This window comes from Streptomyces sp. NBC_00385, assembly GCF_035917155.1.
Classification (GTDB): Bacteria; Actinomycetota; Actinomycetes; order Streptomycetales; family Streptomycetaceae; genus Streptomyces; species Streptomyces poriferorum.
On record NZ_CP107951.1, the window covers coordinates 4613818 to 4633088 of the forward strand.

The following is a 19271-nucleotide window of genomic DNA, read 5'->3' on the forward strand; positions in this document are numbered from 1 at the left end:
AAAGGGCGCACTGTGCTTACGTGCCCAGGTCGCGCACGCGTTGCGCAAAAGCTCAAGGGGTACAGACCGGTTTGCTCCGGGCGCTGTACGAGCAGTCAGGAAGTCTTCAATAGTGGGAACCATGGAAAGCCTTTCGGAATGGGCATTAGGTCCAGCCGGCTGGACCCTGACTGTTTAGTTCGCGCGGAGCTGCACACCAACAAACGCGACTCCCCGATTCGTGCGCTTGGCAGTCGCACCATGGCGAAGTAGCGCCTTCTTGAAGGCAAGCCGCGTCATGACTTCCTGAGCGGGTGCCTGTTCCTCGCGGGAGAAATCCAAGTAAGTGGCGTAAGCATCGCTCAGCAGAACAGAGCGGCTAGCGTCCACCTGAAAGCAAGCCGTGAACCAGTGGCGCTCAGCGAAGACGTTCACGCGCCGGAATACCACGGGAGGAAAGCCGGACGCGCTGTCTTCGTATTCGTGCGCACAGCGGGTGCAGAACGGCCAATAGTCCGTGTGCCGTGCGCTGAACCGACGCATTCGAGGGTCAAGGGTTGCGGGTCTGGAGTTGTCCACCACCCAGCGGGAAGCGTTGTTGGTGCAGTGGATACAGCCGAAGTCCGTAGCAGGACCGTAAGCGGCTTCAACCGCTTTGAGCGCGTCGGCATACGGGTCGCCAATGGGCATGGGAAGTTCCTTTGGTGTGCCAAAATGAAAAACGGCCCTAACAGGGAGCGGGCATCAGTTGGGCTGCACTCCAACTAATTCCGCTCGACCTGTTAGGGCCGTTAGGTTCGCGTATGTGCGGGGCAAGGTTGCTACCGCTCCCACGCGAGGGGGCTTGTGTCGCGGACTCTTTTACGGGTGCAGCCCGTCCGCAGTAGCGACGCCGTAAAGCGCCTCCACCTATGTGAAGGGAGTCGGTGACTTATCGGGGAGTCGTGACGCGCTACAGCGGCAAGGCATGCGCCGGCGCGGGTATTTCAGCAGGTCAGCGGGTGTGTCTCTGGTCTGTGACGCAGTTCCGTCACTCAAGGATTGCCCTATGAGATCTCTTATGTGATTCCTGAAATGACGTAACAGCGTCACTCAAGAGAAGAAATTTAAGAAAGTCCCAGGTCAGAGCGTTTTGAAGCGTGACGCTAGCGCCACTCCTTCCGCTGCGGTCGTCACTCCCGCGTCACCACACCAACGGGGCTCGAAGCCATACGAGCCCGCCTGAGCACCGCTGAGCGGTTTGCCGTCCGCCGATAGCTCCGCGCCCTTCGCAGTGCCATAGGCGGGCATACAGAAGCCCCCGGCTCCATCGTGGGAACCGGGGGCTGTTTGTCTTCCTGCGGCGTGCGGGCTAGGCGTGCACGGCGCGCCGCTCTTCGGTGATGAGCGCTTCAGTCTGCGCAATGGCCGCTAGCTCCGCTGCCGCCGGATCGTTGCGCACCCAGGTCGGACCCTCGTAATCAATCGCGACTCGCGCCGGGCTGAACCGCTTGGGTGCTCCGGGTGTTGTCGGGCGGACGACTACAACGGCACCCAGGTCGTTCAGAAGCTCTGTGCGGCCTTCATCCGTACGCCGCTGCCATTCAGCCGCAATGGTGCTCCCAGCGTCCACCCAGCGGCCTTCAGCGTGGTCGGCTTCCGTGCGCAATGCTCCCTGTCGCCTTTCCAGCGCGTTCAGTTGGGTAATGGCCATGCGTGCCGCCGTGCCGTTCGGTTCGAGCTGGGCAAGGTTCCCTGCAAGCCGCTCGATTTGGGTTGTGACTTCGCTGAGCTGTAGTACCGCGCTGCCGTCCGGCTCCGTCCAGCGCTGAAGAGCAATGCGGCCGAAACGCTTCAGGTAATCGGCGGTGACAAGGTCGTCCAGCATTGGTGCAGTGATGACGTTGGGCCGGTGAGTTCCGAGCTTGCCAACTCCGTTCCGGCAAACGTAAGTCGAGTAGTCTTTGCCGTTGACCGCTCGGCGCTGCCGGTACATCGGTCCGTCGCATTCTGAGCACAGCGCGACGTGAAGAAGTAGGGCTTTACCCGTGCGCTCAGCGCCCCGACCCTTAGCCTTTCCGTCGAGAATCGCGCGCAGTGCGGACCACGTTTCAGCGTTGAGGATTTCGGGTCCGGCGCAAAGGGGCTTCCCTTCGGTGTCGAGCACGGGTTGATTCGTAAGCGCACCCCGTTTCTTTCCGGGTACGGACTGGACAAGCCAGCCGCGAAGGGCGGGCGTGTAGAGAACATCCCGCAGCGTTGTGGAGTGCCAACGCTGGGGATTCTTCTTGCGCCCGTCGCGCCCTTCGCGTTCGTGACTGAGCTTGCGCCCGTCGCGCTGTCGTGCATGGTCTGCCGGGGGCAAGGTTCCGCGTTCATTGAGTTCGCGGGTAAGGCCCGTCAATGTGGCACCGTGATTGATGAGCTTGTCGGCACATTCACGGATGACCTTTGCGGCGTCTTCGTCAATTGCCCACCGCTTGTCGTTGATTGGTCCCGTCACGCTGTAGCCGTACGGTGCCAATCCGCCCAGGTGGTTACCACGTGCCTTGAAGTGTTTCTTGCTGTCAGTGATGCGCGCCGTAATCATGTCGCGCTCGTACTCAGCGAATGCGGCAAGAACGTTGATGATGATGGACGCGTTTTCCGGCGATACAACGCCGTCCGCCGTGACGACCGTTGAGTGAGTCGACTTCGCGGCGTCGAGAAGACGCTGAAACTCCAGCACGCTTCGGGCGTACCGGTCGAGCTTTGCGGCAAGCACATAGTCAACGCGCGGAAGCCACGACAGCACTTCGCGCATTCCGGGGCGGTCTTCGAGCTTGCTTGCACCGCTGACGTTCGTGTCCGAGGCGACGTGTACGACCTTCCACCCGCGCGCTTCGGCGTAGGCGCGGCAGATGGCTATGCGGTGATCCGGCGCTTCCTCAGCGAACAAGCGGCTGAGTCGGTCATAGATGACGACGGTCTTCATGTCTTCCCTGAAGGGAGTCGGAGACCTACCCGCCATGGACGGTTAGGTCAGACACCCGGGTGGCTGCGGAACTGTTCACGCCAATGCCGCCGAGCACGTACCGGCCCGGCTGGAGGCGCTGGGGACCGCCGCGGGACTGGATCGGACGGCGCTTCACAGTCAGCTGGCGGCGGCGTTGTCGGTGGTGGTCCATCTCGTACGGGACCGGACCGGCCTGCGGAGGATCTCCGAGATCCACGTGTTGGAACGCGATGGAGCGGGGCTGGTGGTGACCGTTCCGGCTCTGCGGTGGGGAGCCGCCGGTTTCGAGCGGGAGCGGGGCTGGGACCGGCTGCGGGCATTGATCGGGGACGGACGGTGAGCGGTACGGCGGTGGGGCTGCCGGAGGCGGTACATGCGGCCTCGCTGTGTGCGGGGGCGGCGGCCGGGCTCGTGGTGGCGGGGCGGAGCCGAGGGCACCGGAGAGCGCGGGTGTTGTTCGGACCCGGGATGGTGCAGTCACCCCTTTGTGAGGGCTGGGCGAACGGCCGGATCCGGTGGGGAACGTGGCTGCGGGGGCGGCGGGAGTGGCTGTGCCTGCCGGTCGCTCTGGTTCTGGCCGTCCTCGGCGAGTCCGTGCTGCCTGTGATCGCAGGGGTGGTCGCGGCCCCCGTCGTGGGGCGATGGCTGAGGAGAAGGGAGTTGCGCAAGGAGCGGGAGCGCCGGGCCGATGGGGTGGTGGACCTGTGTGGCGCGGTGGTGGGCGAGTTGAGGGCCGGGCATGAACCGGGGCAGGCGTTGCTTGTCGCGGTCCATGCCACTGGGGCACTGGGCGCGGCGGGGCCCGGGGTGTCGGCCGCGGCGCGGTTCGGCGGCGATGTTCCCCGAGCCCTGGGGCAGGCGGCGGGTGAGCCGGGCCTGGAGGGCCTCGCGGGAGTGGCGGCTTGCTGGCGGGTGGCAGCGGACGGTGGTGCAGGGCTCGCCGCCGGTCTGGACCGGCTGGAAGGTGCGTTACGGGCCGAGCGGCGTCAGCGGGAGGAACTGAGGGCGCAGTTGGCCGGTCCATGGTCGACGGTCGTCGTGCTGGCACTGCTGCCGGTGCTGGGCGTGGGGCTGGGGTCGGCACTCGGGGCGGACCCGCTGGCGGTGTTGCTGCACGGTCCCGTCGGGCTGGGCTGTCTGGTGTTGGGCACATCGATGGAAGCGGCCGGGCTCGTCTGGGCGACTCGGATCGTCCGCAAGGGAGAAGCGGCATGAGCGCCGTGGTGGGTGAGGTTGTGCACAGGGTGGGGGTGGCGGGGCTGGTGCTGGGCGTGTGCGTCCAGCCTGCTCTCGCTCTGGCCCGGCGCCGGACCGGGCAGCGTGTGCGCCGGCGCGGTCTGACTCTGCTGGCCGTGGGCTCTGCCGTTCCGGCGGCCCTGAGCGGGCGTGCGGGCCGGCTGGGCGTGCATCCAGGGCGGCTGCGGATATCGGTCTCCGGCGCCGGCGCCAGACAGTGGGCGGCCGTGCTGGGCGCCGTTCTGACTGGCTGGTTCCTGGTGGGTGGCCCCGCGGGGTGGGCGGCTGGCCTGGCGGTGGCCTGCGGCACCTGGAGATGGCAGCGGGTGCGGCGCCGGCAGGCACCTCGAGCCGCTGCCGAGGCGGCGGCGACAGCAGCGGAGTCGGTGCGTCAGCTTCCGCTGGCGGCCGATCTGCTGGCGGCCTGCATCTCTGCGGGCGCCGGTCCGCGCGAGGCGGCCGAGGCGGTCGGGGAGTCGCTGGGCGGGCCGGTCGGAGAGCAACTGGCGCGTACGGCAGCGGAGATCCGGCTCGGCGGTGATCCTGCCATCGCCTGGGGGAGGTTCGGAGCGATACCGGGAGCTGCCGCCCTGGCGCGCTGCCTGGACCGGGCCGGGTCGACCGGCGCTCCCGCGGCGGAGTCGGTGGCCCGGCTGGCCGAGGCCATGAGGGCCGAGAGGGCGAGCGCGGCGGTGGCGCGGGCCCAGCGGGTGGCCGTACTGATCACCGCACCTCTCGGGCTCTGCTTCCTGCCCGCCTTTCTGACCGTGGGCGTGGCGCCTGTGGTGATCGGGTTGGCGGGAGGGCTGCTCCAGCCTTGATGGCCAAAAGGTCCGTACAAGAGCAATTTCTTCATATATATCGGTTAATCGGGGGTTTGAAGTGATGCGGACAATCATGTGCTGGGTGCGAACCGTGGCGCGCAAAGTTCGGGCGGACACCGGGATGACGACGTCGGAATACGCGGTCGGAACGATTGCGGCCTGCGCCTTTGCCGCCGTGCTCTACAAGGTGGTCACCAGCGCGCCGGTCATGGCACAGATGCAATCGCTGCTCAAGGACGCGCTCGATGCGAAGTTCTGAGGTCGGAGCCGGAGCGGTACAGGGCGTCGGAACAGGGGAGACGGCCGGGCCGGAGAGACGCGTCCGGGACGGAGCCGGGCCGGCCGGACGGTGGCGTGACCGGGGCGCGGTGACGGCGGAGGCGGCCATGGTGATTCCGGTGATGGTGATCTTCGCGCTTGTCCTCCTGTGGGCGTTGATGGCCGCCTCGGGCCAGATCCGGTGTGTGGACGCGGCACGGGCCGGTGCCAGGGCGGCAGCCCGCTCCGAACCGGAGACGCAGGTGAGGGAGGCCGCCCTGTCGGCGGCGCCCGAGCGGGCCCGGGTCGAGGTGGAGCGGGCCGGGCAGTTGTGGCGTGTCACGGTGACCGCACCGGCTCCGGGCCCCGGACCGCTGGCCGTGACACTGAGCGCGGAAGCTGCGGCGGCGGCCGAGGACGAGGCCGGGGCTGAGGACATGGCCGGTGCCGAGGCCTGGGCCGAGGACGGGTCCGGTGCCGAGGGCATGGCGGCGGACGAAGGTAATGCGGGGGTGGCGCCATGACGGCGGGGCCCGGTTCCCGAAGGACGGCCCGGGGGCTGAGCCGGCTGCGGATGTGTGGGAGGCCGCGTGATCAGGGGCTGGCGACCGTATGGGTGGCGGTGACCACGGCGACGTTGTGTGTCGTCTTCGCCGTGGTGCTGGCCCTCGGACAGGTGGTGGTGGTCCGGCACCGGGCCGCAGGCGCGGCAGACCTGGCCGCGCTGGCTGCGGCGGACCGGGCTCTGGAGGGAGCCGCTGCCGCCTGCGGGTCGGCCCGGGACGTGGCAGCGGCGCAGGGGGCGGAAGTGGTGCGGTGCGCCGTCCAGGGGGAGATCGCCGATGTGACGGCCCGGGTGCGCCGTGGGCCGTACGCGCCCGAGGTCAGGTCCCGGGCGGGTCCGCCGACGGCGGCGCCCACCGGCCACTCGCCCCGTCCGGCTCCCCCGGGCCGGGCGGGGCGGATCGGAGGAGTTCCGTGAGCAGGCGGACGGCGCCTCGTTTGTGCAGGGGTTCGTTGCCGTTGCCGCATTTGGGGGACTGGATGCACGACGGGCAGCCCGCTTCGCACTCGCAGGAAGCGATCGCCTGGCGCGTGGCGGTCAGCCAGGCCCGGGCGGTGTGGAAGGCGCGTTCGGCGAAGCCGGCGCCGCCGGGGTGGCCGTCGTACACGAAGACGGTCGGCAGCAGGGTGTCCGGATGCAGCGGTACGGAGACCCCGCCGATGTCCCAGCGGTCGCAGGTGGCGAAGAGCGGCAGCATCCCGATCGACGCGTGCTCGGCGGCGTGCAGCGCGCCGCCGAGGATCTCCGGGTTGATCCGTGCGGCGTCGAGCTGGTCCTGGGTGACCGTCCACCACACGGCCCGGGTGCGCAGGGTGCGGGGCGGAAGGTCCAGTTTGCTCTCGCCGAGCACCTCGCCGGTGATCAGTTTGCGACGGAGGAAGGAGACGACCTGGTTGGTCACTTCGACGGAGCCGTAGCAGAGCCTTCCGTCTCCCCAGGGGATCTCGGTGTCGGTGTCCAGGACGGCGATGGCCGTGGTGTCGCGTGCGGTCGTCGAGTACGGCGGACTGGCCTCCTCGACCAGGGCGACCGAGTCCTCCAGGTCCAGTTTCCGGACCAGGTAGGTGCGGCCCTGGTGGAGGTGGACGGCGCCCTCGTGGACGGCCGTGTGCGCGGCCGACTCGTCGACGGTGCCCAGCAGCCTGCCGGTGCCCCCCTCGACGATCTGGACGGGGCGGCCGCCCTCGCCCCGGATGTCGGTGAGGTCGGCGGCCCGTTCGCGCCGGGTCCAGTGCCAGCCCGAGGCCCGTCTGCGGAGCAGCTTCGCGGCTTCCAGCTGCGGAAGAAGCCCGGTCACGGCGGGTCCGAAGAGGGTCAGATCCGATTCGGTGAGCGGTAGCTCCGCGGCGGCTGCGCACAGGTGGGGAGCCAGGACGTAGGGGTTGTCCGGGTCGAGGACGGTGGACTCCACGGGCTGCTGGAACAGCGCTTCGGGATGGTGGACCAGGAAGGTGTCCAGCGGGTCGTCGCGGGCCACCAGGATGGCGAGGGTGCCCTGGCCTGCCCGCCCGGCGCGGCCGGCCTGCTGCCACAGCGAAGCCCTGGTGCCCGGGTACCCGGCGATGACGACCGCGTCCAGGCCGGAGACGTCGATTCCGAGCTCGAGGGCGGTCGTGGCGGCGAGGCCGAGCAGGCTGCCCGAGTGCAGTGCGCGCTCCAGGGCACGGCGTTCCTCGGGAAGGTAGCCCCCGCGGTAGGCGGCCACTCGGGAGGGCAGGGACCGGTCGACCTCGGCGAGGCGTTCCTTCGCGATGACGGAGATGAGCTCGGCGCCACGCCGCGAGCGTACGAACGCGACGGAGCGCACGCCCTGCACTGTCAGGTCGGTGAGCAGATCGGCGGTCTCGGCCGTGGCGGTACGGCGCACCGGAGCGCCCTTCTCGCCCGACAGCTCGGTCAGGGGCGGCTCCCACAGGGCGAAGACCAGTTCACCGCGCGGGGAGGCGTCGTCGGCGACCTCGGTGACCGTCAGGCCGGTGAGACGGCCGGCCGCGACCGAGGGCTCGGCGGCGGTGGCGGAGGCGAGGAGGAAGACCGGATCGGCGCCGTAGCGGGCGCACAGACGTCGGAGACGGCGTACTACCTGGGCGACGTGCGAGCCGAAGACCCCCCGGTAGGTGTGGCACTCGTCGATGACGACGTAGCGCAGGGCACGCAGGAAGGAGGACCAGCGGGGGTGGGACGGGAGTATCCCGCGGTGCAGCATGTCGGGATTGGTGAGCACGTAGTTGGCGTACTGGCGCACCCATTCGCGTTCTTCGACCGGAGTGTCGCCGTCGTAGACAGCGGGGCGGATCCCGTTGCCCAGCGGGGCCGCCAGTTCCTTCACCGAACGCCGCTGGTCGGCCGCCAGAGCCTTGGTGGGGGAGAGGTAGAGCGCGGTCGCCCCGCGGCCGTTGGGGGCTTCGGAGCCGTCCAGCAGGGCGCTGAGGACCGGGGCGAGGTAGGCCAGCGACTTTCCGGACGCCGTGCCGGTGGCGATCACGACCGACTCGCCGTCCAGGGCGTGCTCCGCCGCGGTGGCCTGATGGGTCCAGGGATGATCGATGCCGGCCTTCTGGATGGCGGCGATCACTTCCGGACGGATGCGATCGGGCCAGATGGCATGGGTTCCCGCGCGCGGGGGCAAGTGCTCCGTATGAGTGATGCGCGAGGACCGGCCCGCCGCAGCGGCGAGCCGGTCGAGGACCACGTCGGGAGAGGGGCGGGAGCCCCCGCTCCCGGGCGGTTCGCTGGGGCGGTGATTCTTGGCCATCGGCACCGAGTGTGTCACTGGCAGGACGGACAATGGTCCCAAGGCGTCGTGCATGGCTGCCCGTAAGTGATTGAATGCCATGGCGGCTGGCGATCCGTCCCCTGGCTCCGCCGGGGAGACCGAGGGGCGACCGCTCGATAGCAAGGTGCTGGAGGATCCGTGGACCTGTCCTTGTCGACTCGCAATGTGTCCGGCCCTGGTGGCGACCGTACGGTCGTCGAGGTCGGTGGCGAGATTGATGTGTATACCGCGCCCAAGCTGCGCGAGCAGTTGGTCGAGTTGGTGAATGACGGCAGCTACCACTTGGTTGTCGACATGGAAGGTGTCGACTTCCTCGACTCCACCGGCCTCGGCGTGCTCGTGGGCGGTTTGAAGCGTGTGCGGGCCCATGAGGGCTCGTTGCGCCTGGTGTGCAACCAGGAGCGCATTCTCAAGATTTTCCGGATCACCGGTCTGACCAAGGTGTTCCCCATCCACACCACGGTCGATGAGGCCGTGGCGGCAACCGACTGACGTCCCGTCCGCGGTCGGGCCGGCTCTGCAGCCGGTCCGGCGGTGGCCGGTGCGACAGCATTTCCGCACCAGGGCGACCTGGGTGGCGGTGCCCGTTCATCGGTGACCGGTGACCCCCGGTCACTGTGGTTCGGCATCCTTCCGTCACCCGTTCGGCGGTATCCGGCTGACATTCATCGGTCGGCCGACGGTCGGTCGTCACGCGATCGGCCAGCGGTCGGATCAGCGGTCCGGCTGTTGTCGGACCGCTGAACGGCTGTCGGACGATGTCCGGCGGCCGGCCGATCAGCAGCTTTCGCAGGCTGAGCTCACGCAGGCAGAGCTGAGCAGACAGAGCTCAGGAGTACCGGGCCGCGTGCCCGGCTTCTGTGTATGCACTTACGTACGTTCGAGGGGGATCGCATGGCCACCGTTGAACTCCGCTTCAGCGCCCAGCCCGAACACGTCAGAACGGCCCGCCTCGTGGCGGCTGCCGTGGCGCGCCGGGCCGGGGTCGACGAGGCAGTGCTCGACGAGGTCAGACTCGCCGTGGGAGAGGCCTGCAGCCGCGCGGTCGGGCTGCACCGCAGCCACGGCATCACGGCTCCCGTCACGGTCGTCCTGATCGAGGACGAGAAGTCCTTCTCCATCGAGGTCGGTGACGAGGTCCCCGGCCCGGGTGCCGACGGCTCCGTGCCCGGCGTCTCGGGACACCGCGACGCCGCGCCCGGCGTGGGACCGGACGAACCGGAACCGGACGCCGACGGCGACGGTGAGGACGAGATGGGCCTGGCGGTCATCAGCGGTCTGGTCGACGACGTGGAGGTCAGGTCCGGCACGGACGGCGGAGTGATCCGCATGAGCTGGCCGAAGACACCAGCCATCGCTCTTCCCTGAGGCTGCTCGGGTCCCGGGGTGGCTCAGTCACCCCGACGGCGTAGTCGGCCGTTCCTGATCCAGTTTTCCGAGGCCCTGCTGAGCAGGGCCTTTTTCGTTTCTGCTCCACCGGTGATCTTCCGGAAATGCATCTGTCCCATTACTGCATTCGGTCCATGTGGAGATCTCGATCAATTGCCGTTCGGTGGATGAAGGTCAATTACATTTACCGCGCACTGTTTTGATCGTGTTCCGCTCCCTACAATCCGTCCACGTCTTGAGCGCTGAGCGTCAAGGAGGACGTATGGCGGGGTTCGGCACCACACCACTGGCAGAACTGACGCAGTTTTCCGCACTTTCCGACCCACCCACCACTCTCGCGGCCGCGGTACTCACCGATGACAACCGCATCATCGTGATCGTCGTCGCGGTCGTCGCCGTCGCCGCACTGATCGTCGCCCAGCTGCTGGTACGGCAGGTGCTGGCGGCGGGTGAGGGCACCGAGCGCATGAAGGAGATCGCGGCCGCGGTCCAGGAGGGTGCGAATGCCTATCTGGCGCGGCAGCTGCGTACGGTCGGCGTATTCGCCGTCGTGGTCTTCTTCCTGCTTCTGCTGCTTCCGGCCGACAACTGGTCGCAGCGCGCTGGCCGTTCGGTGTTCTTCCTGGTCGGTGCGCTTTTCTCGGCAGCCACCGGATACATCGGCATGAGGCTGGCCGTACGGAGTAATGTCCGGGTGGCGGCCGCCGCGCGTGAGGCGACCCCCGCGGAAGGCGAACCGGAAAAGGATCTCACTGCCGTTTCGCACAAAGCGATGAAGATCGCATTCCGTACGGGCGGCGTGGTCGGCATGATCACCGTGGGACTGGGGCTCCTGGGCGCCTCCTGCGTGGTTCTCGTCTATGCCGCCGACGCGCCGAAGGTGCTGGAGGGCTTCGGGCTCGGTGCGGCGCTGATCGCGATGTTCATGAGGGTCGGCGGAGGCATCTTCACCAAGGCGGCCGATGTCGGTGCCGACCTGGTCGGCAAAGTGGAACAGGGCATCCCCGAGGACGACCCGCGCAACGCCGCCACCATCGCCGACAACGTGGGTGACAACGTCGGCGACTGTGCGGGCATGGCGGCCGATCTCTTCGAGTCGTACGCCGTCACGCTGGTCGCCGCCCTCATCCTGGGCAAAGCCGCCTTCGGCGACTCGGGCCTCGCCTTCCCCCTCATCGTGCCGGCGATCGGTGTGGTCACCGCGATGATCGGGATCTTCGCGGTCGCCCCACGCCGCACCGACCGCAGCGGAATGACCGCCATCAACCGCGGCTTCTTCATCTCCGCGGTCATCTCGCTGGTACTGGTGGCCGTCGCGGTCTTCCTCTACCTCCCGTCCTCGTACGCGGAACTGGACGGAGTCACCGATGCGGCCATCACCTCGCACGGTGGGGACCCGCGGGTCTTCGCGCTGGTCGCCGTCGCCATCGGCATCGTGCTGGCGGCCCTGATCCAGCAGCTGACCGGCTACTTCACCGAGACCAGCCGGCGCCCCGTCAGGGACATCGGCAAGTCCTCACTGACCGGACCGGCGACCGTGGTGCTCGCGGGTATCGCCATCGGGCTGGAATCCGCCGTCTACACCGCGCTGCTGATCGGGCTCGGCGTCTACGGAGCGTTCCTGCTGGGCGGTACGTCGATCATGCTGGCGCTCTTCGCGGTGGCGCTGGCCGGTACCGGGCTGCTCACCACCGTCGGGGTGATCGTCGCCATGGACACCTTCGGCCCGGTCTCCGACAACGCGCAGGGCATCGCCGAGATGTCCGGTGACGTCACCGGTGCAGGCGCGCAGGTCCTCACCGACCTGGACGCCGTGGGCAACACCACCAAGGCCATCACCAAGGGCATCGCCATCGCCACGGCGGTTCTGGCGGCAGCGGCGCTCTTCGGCTCCTACCGGGACGCGATCGCCACCGCGGTCGACGACGTCGGCGCCTCGGCCGGGGAGATGGGGCTGAGTCTGGACATCTCGCAGCCCAACAACCTGGTGGGCCTGATCCTCGGTTCCGCGGTCGTTTTCCTCTTCTCCGGCCTGGCCATCAACGCGGTGTCCCGGTCGGCGGGCGCCGTGGTCTACGAGGTGCGACGGCAGTTCCGCGAGCATCCCGGGATCATGGACTACACGGAGAAGCCGGAGTACGGGCGTGTCGTCGACATCTGCACCAAGGACGCGCTGCGCGAGCTGGCCACCCCCGGTCTGCTGGCGGTGCTGGCGCCGATCGCGGTCGGTTTCACCTTCGGGGTCGGGGCGCTCGGCTCGTATCTGGCGGGCGCGATCGGCACGGGAACGCTGATGGCCGTCTTCCTCGCCAACTCCGGTGGTGCGTGGGACAACGCCAAGAAGCTCGTCGAGGACGGTCATCACGGCGGCAAGGGCAGCGAGGCCCATGCCGCGACCGTCATCGGTGACACGGTCGGCGATCCGTTCAAGGACACGGCCGGGCCGGCGATCAACCCCCTGCTCAAGGTGATGAACCTGGTGGCGCTGCTCATCGCCCCCGCGGTGGTGCAGTTCAGCTACGGCGAGGACGCGAGCGCGGGGGTGCGGGCGGTGGTGGCGGTGCTGGCCATCGGGGTCATCGTCGGCGCCGTCTACGTCTCCAAGAGGAGGGGGATCACCGTGGGCGAGGACGGCGGTTCCGAGGGCGGTGACGGGGAGGGTACGGCCAGGCCGGCGGACCCGGCAGCCGCTCAGTGAGCCGGAATCGGCGTGACGTGCGCGACCACTGAATGATGGAGGATCAGCAATCGGGCGGGAGCGGCATCCTGATGTCGCGTCCGCCCGGTTCTGTGTCCGAAGGAGTGGGCGATCGTTCGGGTGTTCCCGTGCTCGGGGGCTGTGCGGGTGAGTTGTATCTCCCTCATTTCCCTTGGTGCAAATGGCTGCAAAAGGCCATCCACCGGACGCCCGGCACCCGGATGGAGGGCGCTCGGCGTGTAAGTTCCGGGGCCGAGAGCCTTGGAAGGGACCAATCCGGTGAACAAGAAGCTAGCGGCCGCGCTGTCCGGCGGTGCGGTACTGGTACTTACGCTGTCGGGCTGCAGCGACGACAGCGACAACAAGGTGAACGACTGGGCCAAGCAGGTCTGTGACCAGGTCCAGCCCCAGCTGCAGAAGATCGCGAACGCCAACGCCTCGATCCAGCAGCAGACCGCCGACAACAGCAAGCCCGCCGACGTCCAGGAGACCGACTCGGCCGCCTTCCAGCAGATCTCGCAGGCGTACAAGGCGCTGGGCTCGGCCGTCGACTCGGCGGGTCCGCCGCCGGTCGACGACGGCGAGACGACGCAGAAGGAAGCCGTGAAGGAGCTCAACGCCTCCTCCGTGGCCTACGCGAATCTGCAGAAGAAGGTCGACGCCCTGGACACGAAGGACCAGGCGGAGTTCGCCGACGGTCTCAAGGGCATCGCCGACGAACTGAACAAGATCAGCACCAACGGCGACCAGGCGCTGAAGAAGCTTCAGTCCGGCGAGGTCGGTGAAGCGATGGCCAAGCAGAAGGGCTGCCAGAAGCCCACCGCCTCGGCGTCGCCCTCGGCCGGTGCCTCGAAGGAGGCTGCGCCGTCCAAGGAGGCGTCCGCCTCGCCCAGCAAGGAGTCGTAGCCGGGCCCGCGAACGGCCCGGCGTCCCTGGTGGGCCGCCGGGCCGCTGCCGTTGTCAGCGGTAGCCGTCACAATGGGGCATGTGAGTAAGACCAGCCTTCCCGCAGCAGACCACGCGACCCGGCTCCGCGAAGCCCTCGTCGCCGCCGCCTTCACCGCAGACGGGCTCCTCGAACTGCTCGGCGCACCCGCCTACGCCGCGCTCGCCCGCAGCGAGACGGTCCCGGCGCTGCGGGCCACCCGGGGCGACGCGCCGCTCGACACGCTCGTGCGCCTCTTCCTTCTTCAGCGCCCGGTCACCGCCGAACGGGCAGCCGCCGTGCTGCCGCTGGCGGAGTGCGTGGCGGACGGCTGGCTGACCGAGGCGGACGGCGAGGTGCGGGCCACGGTCGACGTGCGGCCGTACAGCGGTCCGGAGGAGCAGGACTGGTTCATCGTCTCCGACCTGGGCTGCGCCGTGGGCGGCGCCGGCGGAATCGGTTCGCACGAGGAGGGCGTCGTCCTCGGGATCGGCGGGGCGTCCACCACCCTCGCCGGGATCACCGTCCGCAGGCCCGTCGGCTCCGCCCTGGACGTCGGTACGGGCTCCGGCATCCAGGCGCTGCACGCGGCACAGCACGCCACCCGGGTCACCGCCACCGACCTCAACCCACGTGCCCTCGACTTCACCCGGCTCACCCTCGCCCTGTCCGGCGCGGCCCCGGCCGACCTGCGCGAGGGCTCGCTGTACGAGCCCGTCGGCACGGAGACGTACGACCTCATCGTCTCCAACCCGCCCTTCGTCATCTCGCCCGGCGCCCGCCTCACCTATCGCGACGGCGGCATGGCGGGCGACGACCTGTGCCGGACCCTCGTGCAGCAGACCGGCGACCGGCTCAACGAGGGCGGCTACGCCCACTTCCTGGCCAACTGGCAGCACACCGAGGACGAGGAGTGGCAGGACAGGCTGCGTTCCTGGGTACCGCAGGGCTGCGATGCCTGGATCGTGCAGCGCGAGGTGCAGGACGTCACGCAGTACGCAGAGCTGTGGCTGCGTGACAGCGGCGACCACCGTACGGACCCCGCGGAGTACGCCGCGCGGTACGACGCCTGGCTCGACGAGTTCGAGGCCCATGGCACGAAGGGGGTCGGCTTCGGCTGGATCACGCTGCGGAAGTCCGCCGCGGCAGCGGCCGGGGAGCCCTCGATCGTGATCGAGGAGTGGCCGCATGCGGTGGAGCAGCCGCTCGGGCCGGCCGTCGAGGCGCACTTCGCCCGCCAGGACTATCTGCGGGAGCAGGACGACGCGGCGCTGCTGGCCGCGCACTTCACCCTTGCCGCCGAGGTCGTGCAGGAGCAGGTGGGCCTGCCGGGGGCCGAGGACCCCGAGCATGTGGTGCTGCGTCAGAACCGCGGTATGCGACGCGCGACGAAGGTCGACGCGGTCGGTGCCGGCTTCGCCGGCGTGTGCGACGGATCGCTGCCCGCCGGCCGGATCCTGGACGCGATCGCCCAGTTGATGAACGAGGACCCGGTCCTGCTGCGCGACCGCACCCCTCAGGCCATCCGGCTGCTGGTCGAGGAGGGCTTCCTGGAGCCCCTGCCCCAGGCCGGGCGGATGGCTGGGTGAGCTTGAACCGGGCCGGGTGAACCGCGGCGGCCGGGGGAGGTGCTCTGCGGGCTGCGGGCTGCGGGCTGCGGGCTGCGGGCTGCGTCCTGCTCAGGGCTGCTCGTCAGTGGTCCGCTGAGCCCCGGGGGCGGGCTCCGGTCCGGGGCCGGGTGCCTCTGGCGTATGTGCCGGAGGGCCTTGTCACCAGTGCCTTACCCCGGTGCTGCGGCATGGCTGCTGCTCCGGCACCGGATTCCGGATGGGTACTGCCCGGACCTGCGGGCGTGGACGCGTGCCGTCGGGGACGTTCCGCCGAAGCGCTACGAGGCCTGAGCCGAACCTGAGTTGTCCGCGGAAGACGTCTCCATTGCCGAGCACCGGGGCCGAGGCGGCGGTACAGGGGAAGGTGTGACAGGAGCGGGGTCCGCGCTGCTCACCCTTCGTACGGCCGACGGAGTTCGAACGCAGCGCCGTGCGGCGCGGGGACCGGACCGCGCCATGATGTGAATTCGGCCATGGTTGCCACGCCTGCGGTGATGCATCGGGGGCGCGTCAACCGTGAGATGTCCACCACGGCCCGGCTGTTCACCCGGAGTTCGTGCCTGCGACGTTCCGCGGTGGGAACCTCCCCCCGAACCGGGCGGCACCGGGCGGGCAGACCGTGCCGGGCCGCGCCGGGACGGGGAGGCGTACGGGTATGGAGAGCGGACCTGCTGTCTTCGCCGGAACGGTGTTCACGCTGTTCGGCACCGCATTGCTGCTGTGGACGGGGGCGCGTGTGCTGCACCGTGCGCCGGTGGCGCACGGGGTGAGCCCCGTCGCCTCCACCGCACTCGCCACTGTGTTCGGCGTACTTTTCCTCGTCCTCGGGGTGTGGTGCCTCACTCGCATCTGAACCCGCTCCGGCCCCCCGGCCGCCCGGGCCCGCCCGGGAACACGCCCGGGCCGGCCGCCCCGGGGGCTTCTCGTCCGCAGGGCGGCCACAGCGCCGCCGAAACCCGCAGGCAGCGGCCGCGCAGACGGCGGACGGAGCGGGCCGGGCGGCAGGAATGGCGGAAGTCGGGTTACCGTTCGAGTGGCCGTTGCGGGCTTTTGCCGTTTGACACGGGGGCGGGTTGTACCGTCACACTCCGCAGCGACAGCACTGTCGGCAGCGCCATCGCGCTGCCCTGATGCCCACCGAGCGTCGACCGGAGAGAAGAGCGAAGTTGTCCCCGACCAGCGAGACCGCACAGGGCGGCCGCCGACTCGTCATCGTCGAGTCGCCTGCCAAGGCGAAGACGATCAAGGGCTATCTCGGCCCCGGATACGTCGTCGAGGCGAGCGTCGGGCACATCCGCGACCTCCCGAACGGCGCCGCCGAGGTGCCGGACGAGTACACCGGCGAGGTACGCCGTCTCGGCGTCGACGTGGAGAACGACTTCCAGCCCATCTACGTCGTCAACGCCGACAAGAAGGCCCAGGTCAGGAAGCTCAAGCAGCTTCTGGCCGAGTCCGACGAACTCTTCCTCGCCACCGATGAGGACCGCGAGGGCGAAGCCATCGCGTGGCACCTGCAGGAAGTGCTCAAGCCCAAGGTCCCGGTCCACCGGATGGTCTTCCACGAGATCACCAAGGACGCGATCCGGGCCGCCGTCGCCAACCCGCGCGAGCTCAACCAGCGCATGGTCGACGCCCAGGAAACCCGCCGTATCCTCGACCGCCTCTACGGCTACGAGGTCTCGCCGGTCCTGTGGAAGAAGGTCATGCCGCGACTGTCGGCGGGCCGTGTCCAGTCCGTCGCCACCCGCCTCGTCGTCGAGCGGGAGCGCGAGCGCATCGCCTTCCGTTCCGCCGAGTACTGGGACCTGACCGGCACGTTCGCCACCGGCCGGACCGGTGACGCCTCCGACCCCTCGACGCTCACCGCCCGCCTCAGCGCGGTCGACGGGCGCCGCATCGCCCAGGGCCGCGACTTCGGTCCGGACGGGCAGCTCAAGGCCGGCTCCGCCCAGACGCTGCACCTGGACGAGACGAACGCCCGCGCCCTGGCCGCCGCGCTCGCCGACTCCACGTTCGCCGTGCGGTCCGTCGAGTCGAAGCCGTACCGCCGCTCCCCGTACGCCCCCTTCCGTACGACGACCCTCCAGCAGGAGGCGAGCCGGAAGCTGGGCTTCGGGGCCAAGGCCACCATGCAGGTCGCCCAGAAGCTGTACGAGAACGGCTTCATCACCTACATGCGTACCGACTCCACGACCCTCTCGGACACCGCGATCTCCGCGGCCCGTGCGCAGGTCACGCAGCTCTACGGTGCGAATTACCTGCCGGACAAGCCGCGCACGTACGCCGGCAAGGTCAAGAACGCGCAGGAGGCGCACGAGGCGATCCGCCCCTCCGGCGACCGCTTCCGCACCCCTGCCGAGACCGGTCTCACCGGTGACCAGTTCCGGCTCTACGAGCTGATCTGGAAGCGGACCGTCGCCTCCCAGATGAAGGACGCGGTCGGTAACTCCGTCACCGTCAAGATCGGTGGCCGGGCGAGTGACGGCCGGGACGCCGAGTTCTCCGCTTCCGGCAAGACGATCACCTTCCACGGGTTCATGAAGGCGTACGTCGAAGGCGCCGACGACCCGAACGCCGAGCTCGACGACCGTGAGCGCCGGCTGCCGCAGGTCGCCGAGGGCGACGCGCTGACCGCCGACGAGGTCACCGTCGACGGCCACGCGACCAAGCCGCCGGCCCGCTACACCGAGGCCTCGCTGGTCAAGGAGCTCGAAGAGCGCGAGATCGGCCGTCCGTCGACGTACGCCTCGATCATCGGGACGATCCTCGACCGCGGATACGTGTTCAAGAAGGGCACGGCGCTCGTACCGTCGTTCCTGTCGTTCGCCGTGGTCAACCTGCTGGAGAAGCACTTCGGCCGGCTCGTCGACTACGACTTCACGGCCCGTATGGAGGACGACCTCGACCGCATCGCGCGGGGCGAGGCCCAGTCCGTGCCGTGGCTGAAGCGCTTCTACTTCGGTGCGCAGGAGGGCGACGACGCGGCCGGCGCCGGAAAGGCCTCCGACGCGGGCAACGGCGACGGCGACCACCTCGGCGGGCTCAAGGAGCTCGTCACGGACCTCGGCGCGATCGATGCCCGGGAGATCTCCTCGTTCCCCGTCGGCAACGACATCAAGCTGCGGGTCGGCCGGTACGGCCCGTACATCGAGCGCGGCGAGAAGGACTCCGAGGGCCACCAGCGCGCGGACGTGCCCGAGGAGCTGGCGCCCGACGAGCTGTCCGTCGAGTACGCGGAGGAGCTGCTGGCCAAGCCGAGCGGCGACTTCGAGCTCGGCGCGGACCCGGTCAGCGGGAACCAGATCATCGCCAAGGACGGGCGCTACGGCCCGTACGTCACCGAGGTGCTGCCCGAGGGCACCCCGAAGACCGGCAAGAACGCGGTGAAGCCGCGGACGGCCTCGCTCTTCAAGTCGATGTCACTGGACACGGTGACGCTGGCCGACGCGCTGAAGCTGATGTCGCTGCCGCGTGTCGTCGGCGAGGACGCCGAAGGCGTCGAGATCACCGCGCAGAACGGCCGCTACGGCCCGTACCTGAAGAAGGGCACGGACTCGCGGTCGCTGACCTCCGAGGACCAGCTCTTCGACATCACGCTCGAAGAGGCCCTCGCCATCTACGCCCAGCCGAAGCAGCGCGGGCGGGCCGCTGCCAAGCCGCCGCTGAAGGAGCTGGGGACCGACCCGGTGAGCGGTGCTCCGGTCGTCGTCAAGGACGGGCGCTTCGGCGCGTACGTCACGGACGGCGAGACGAACGCGACGCTGCGGACCGACGACAGCGTCGAGGACATCACGCCGGAGCGCGGCTACGAGCTGCTCGCCGAGAAGCGGGCCAAGGGGCCGGCCAAGAAGAAGACGGCGAAGAAGGCCCCGGCAAAGAAGGCGCCGGCCAAGAAGGCGACCGCGGCGAAGAAGACGGCTACGGCTGCCAAGAAGACCGCGGCGAAGAAGACGACTGCGGCGAAGAAGACGACCACTGCGGCGAAGAAGACCGCGGTCAAGAAGACGGCTGCTTCCTCGGCTTCCGCGGAGGACTGA

Annotated in this window: 15 protein-coding genes and 1 pseudogene; 13 read left to right on the top strand and 3 right to left on the bottom strand. The window is 69.1% G+C overall.

Annotated elements, in window-relative coordinates; genetic code table 11:
• Positions 1 to 174: 174 nt before the first annotated feature.
• Positions 175 to 669: a hypothetical protein gene (locus tag OG959_RS20600; RefSeq protein WP_326660500.1), complete on the bottom strand. Its 495-nt coding sequence runs from the start codon at positions 667 to 669 to the stop codon at positions 175 to 177.
• 661 nt (positions 670 to 1330) lie between these two features.
• Positions 1331 to 2932 carry a recombinase family protein gene (locus OG959_RS20605; protein WP_326660502.1) on the bottom strand — a complete coding sequence of 534 codons (1602 nt, stop codon included), beginning with the start codon at positions 2930 to 2932 and terminating at the stop codon, positions 1331 to 1333.
• Positions 2933 to 2984: 52 nt separating this feature from the next.
• On the opposite strand from OG959_RS20605, the pseudogene OG959_RS20610 reads away from it, so the two are divergent.
• The 6 genes and pseudogenes from OG959_RS20610 to OG959_RS20635 all read left to right on the top strand — a co-directional run.
• Positions 2985 to 3293 (top strand): annotated as a pseudogene (locus OG959_RS20610) (ATPase, T2SS/T4P/T4SS family); the annotation flags it as partial.
• The gene (locus OG959_RS20615; protein WP_442805602.1) at positions 3290 to 4168 is read left to right on the top strand and encodes a type II secretion system F family protein; all 879 of its coding nucleotides are present in this window, start codon (positions 3290 to 3292) and stop codon (positions 4166 to 4168) included. The pseudogene OG959_RS20610 and the gene OG959_RS20615, both read left to right, overlap by 4 nt.
• Entirely contained in the window at positions 4165 to 5010 is an 846-nt protein-coding gene (locus OG959_RS20620; RefSeq protein WP_326660505.1) for a type II secretion system F family protein, read from the top strand. Before OG959_RS20615 ends, OG959_RS20620 begins: the two co-directional genes overlap by 4 nt.
• A 64-nt stretch (positions 5011 to 5074) precedes the next feature.
• Positions 5075 to 5272 carry a DUF4244 domain-containing protein gene (locus tag OG959_RS20625; RefSeq protein WP_326660507.1) on the top strand — a complete coding sequence of 66 codons (198 nt, stop codon included), beginning with the start codon at positions 5075 to 5077 and terminating at the stop codon, positions 5270 to 5272.
• Positions 5259 to 5795 carry a TadE family type IV pilus minor pilin gene (locus OG959_RS20630; protein WP_442805603.1) on the top strand — a complete coding sequence of 179 codons (537 nt, stop codon included), beginning with the start codon at positions 5259 to 5261 and terminating at the stop codon, positions 5793 to 5795. Before OG959_RS20625 ends, OG959_RS20630 begins: the two co-directional genes overlap by 14 nt.
• Positions 5796 to 5845: 50 nt before the next feature.
• The gene (locus OG959_RS20635; protein ID WP_326666509.1) at positions 5846 to 6253 is read left to right on the top strand and encodes an Rv3654c family TadE-like protein; all 408 of its coding nucleotides are present in this window, start codon (positions 5846 to 5848) and stop codon (positions 6251 to 6253) included.
• Here the strand turns inward: OG959_RS20635 and OG959_RS20640 are convergent.
• On the bottom strand, positions 6156 to 8672 hold the full coding sequence (locus OG959_RS20640; RefSeq protein ID WP_326660509.1) for a DEAD/DEAH box helicase: 2517 nt from the start codon (positions 8670 to 8672) through the stop codon (positions 6156 to 6158). The two genes, OG959_RS20635 and OG959_RS20640, sit on opposite strands and share 98 nt — an antisense overlap.
• 78 nt (positions 8673 to 8750) lie before the next feature.
• Here OG959_RS20640 and OG959_RS20645 point away from each other — a divergent pair, with 78 nt between their 5' ends.
• The 7 genes from OG959_RS20645 to topA all read left to right on the top strand — a co-directional run bounded on the left by OG959_RS20645 (position 8751) and on the right by topA (position 19271).
• On the top strand, positions 8751 to 9104 hold the full coding sequence (locus tag OG959_RS20645; protein ID WP_003967428.1) for an STAS domain-containing protein: 354 nt from the start codon (positions 8751 to 8753) through the stop codon (positions 9102 to 9104).
• Between the two features lie 402 nt (positions 9105 to 9506).
• Positions 9507 to 9980 (top strand): ATP-binding protein, encoded by a 474-nt coding sequence (locus OG959_RS20650; protein ID WP_326660511.1) that lies wholly within the window; start codon positions 9507 to 9509, stop codon positions 9978 to 9980.
• 283 nt (positions 9981 to 10263) lie between these two features.
• Positions 10264 to 12699 (top strand): sodium-translocating pyrophosphatase, encoded by a 2436-nt coding sequence (locus OG959_RS20655; RefSeq protein ID WP_326660513.1) that lies wholly within the window; start codon positions 10264 to 10266, stop codon positions 12697 to 12699.
• A 279-nt stretch (positions 12700 to 12978) separates the two neighbouring features.
• Positions 12979 to 13605, top strand: coding sequence for a small secreted protein (locus tag OG959_RS20660; RefSeq protein WP_326660515.1), 627 nt, complete (start codon positions 12979 to 12981; stop codon positions 13603 to 13605).
• Between the two features lie 72 nt (positions 13606 to 13677).
• On the top strand, positions 13678 to 15213 hold the full coding sequence (locus tag OG959_RS20665) for a DUF7059 domain-containing protein (RefSeq protein ID WP_442805604.1): 1536 nt from the start codon (positions 13678 to 13680) through the stop codon (positions 15211 to 15213).
• Between the two features lie 676 nt (positions 15214 to 15889).
• Positions 15890 to 16087 (top strand): hypothetical protein, encoded by a 198-nt coding sequence (locus tag OG959_RS20670; protein WP_326660518.1) that lies wholly within the window; start codon positions 15890 to 15892, stop codon positions 16085 to 16087.
• 313 nt (positions 16088 to 16400) lie between these two features.
• Positions 16401 to 19271, top strand: coding sequence for a type I DNA topoisomerase (gene topA, locus OG959_RS20675; protein WP_326660520.1), 2871 nt, complete (start codon positions 16401 to 16403; stop codon positions 19269 to 19271).

What these genes read in the sequence shown, in the direction of transcription:
- OG959_RS20600 (WP_326660500.1), bottom strand. Translation starts at nt 669, where the DNA reads ATGCCCATTGGCGACCCGTATGCCGACGCGCTCAAAGCGGTTGAAGCC.
- OG959_RS20605 (WP_326660502.1), bottom strand. Translation starts at nt 2,932, where the DNA reads ATGAAGACCGTCGTCATCTATGACCGACTCAGCCGCTTGTTCGCTGAG.
- OG959_RS20620 (WP_326660505.1), top strand. Translation starts at nt 4,165, where the DNA reads ATGAGCGCCGTGGTGGGTGAGGTTGTGCACAGGGTGGGGGTGGCGGGG.
- OG959_RS20625 (WP_326660507.1), top strand. Translation starts at nt 5,075, where the DNA reads ATGCGGACAATCATGTGCTGGGTGCGAACCGTGGCGCGCAAAGTTCGG.
- OG959_RS20630 (WP_442805603.1), top strand. Translation starts at nt 5,259, where the DNA reads ATGCGAAGTTCTGAGGTCGGAGCCGGAGCGGTACAGGGCGTCGGAACA.
- OG959_RS20635 (WP_326666509.1), top strand. Translation starts at nt 5,846, where the DNA reads ATGTGTGGGAGGCCGCGTGATCAGGGGCTGGCGACCGTATGGGTGGCG.
- OG959_RS20640 (WP_326660509.1), bottom strand. Translation starts at nt 8,672, where the DNA reads ATGGCATTCAATCACTTACGGGCAGCCATGCACGACGCCTTGGGACCA.
- OG959_RS20650 (WP_326660511.1), top strand. Translation starts at nt 9,507, where the DNA reads ATGGCCACCGTTGAACTCCGCTTCAGCGCCCAGCCCGAACACGTCAGA.
- OG959_RS20655 (WP_326660513.1), top strand. Translation starts at nt 10,264, where the DNA reads ATGGCGGGGTTCGGCACCACACCACTGGCAGAACTGACGCAGTTTTCC.
- OG959_RS20665 (WP_442805604.1), top strand. Translation starts at nt 13,678, where the DNA reads ATGGGGCATGTGAGTAAGACCAGCCTTCCCGCAGCAGACCACGCGACC.
- OG959_RS20670 (WP_326660518.1), top strand. Translation starts at nt 15,890, where the DNA reads ATGGAGAGCGGACCTGCTGTCTTCGCCGGAACGGTGTTCACGCTGTTC.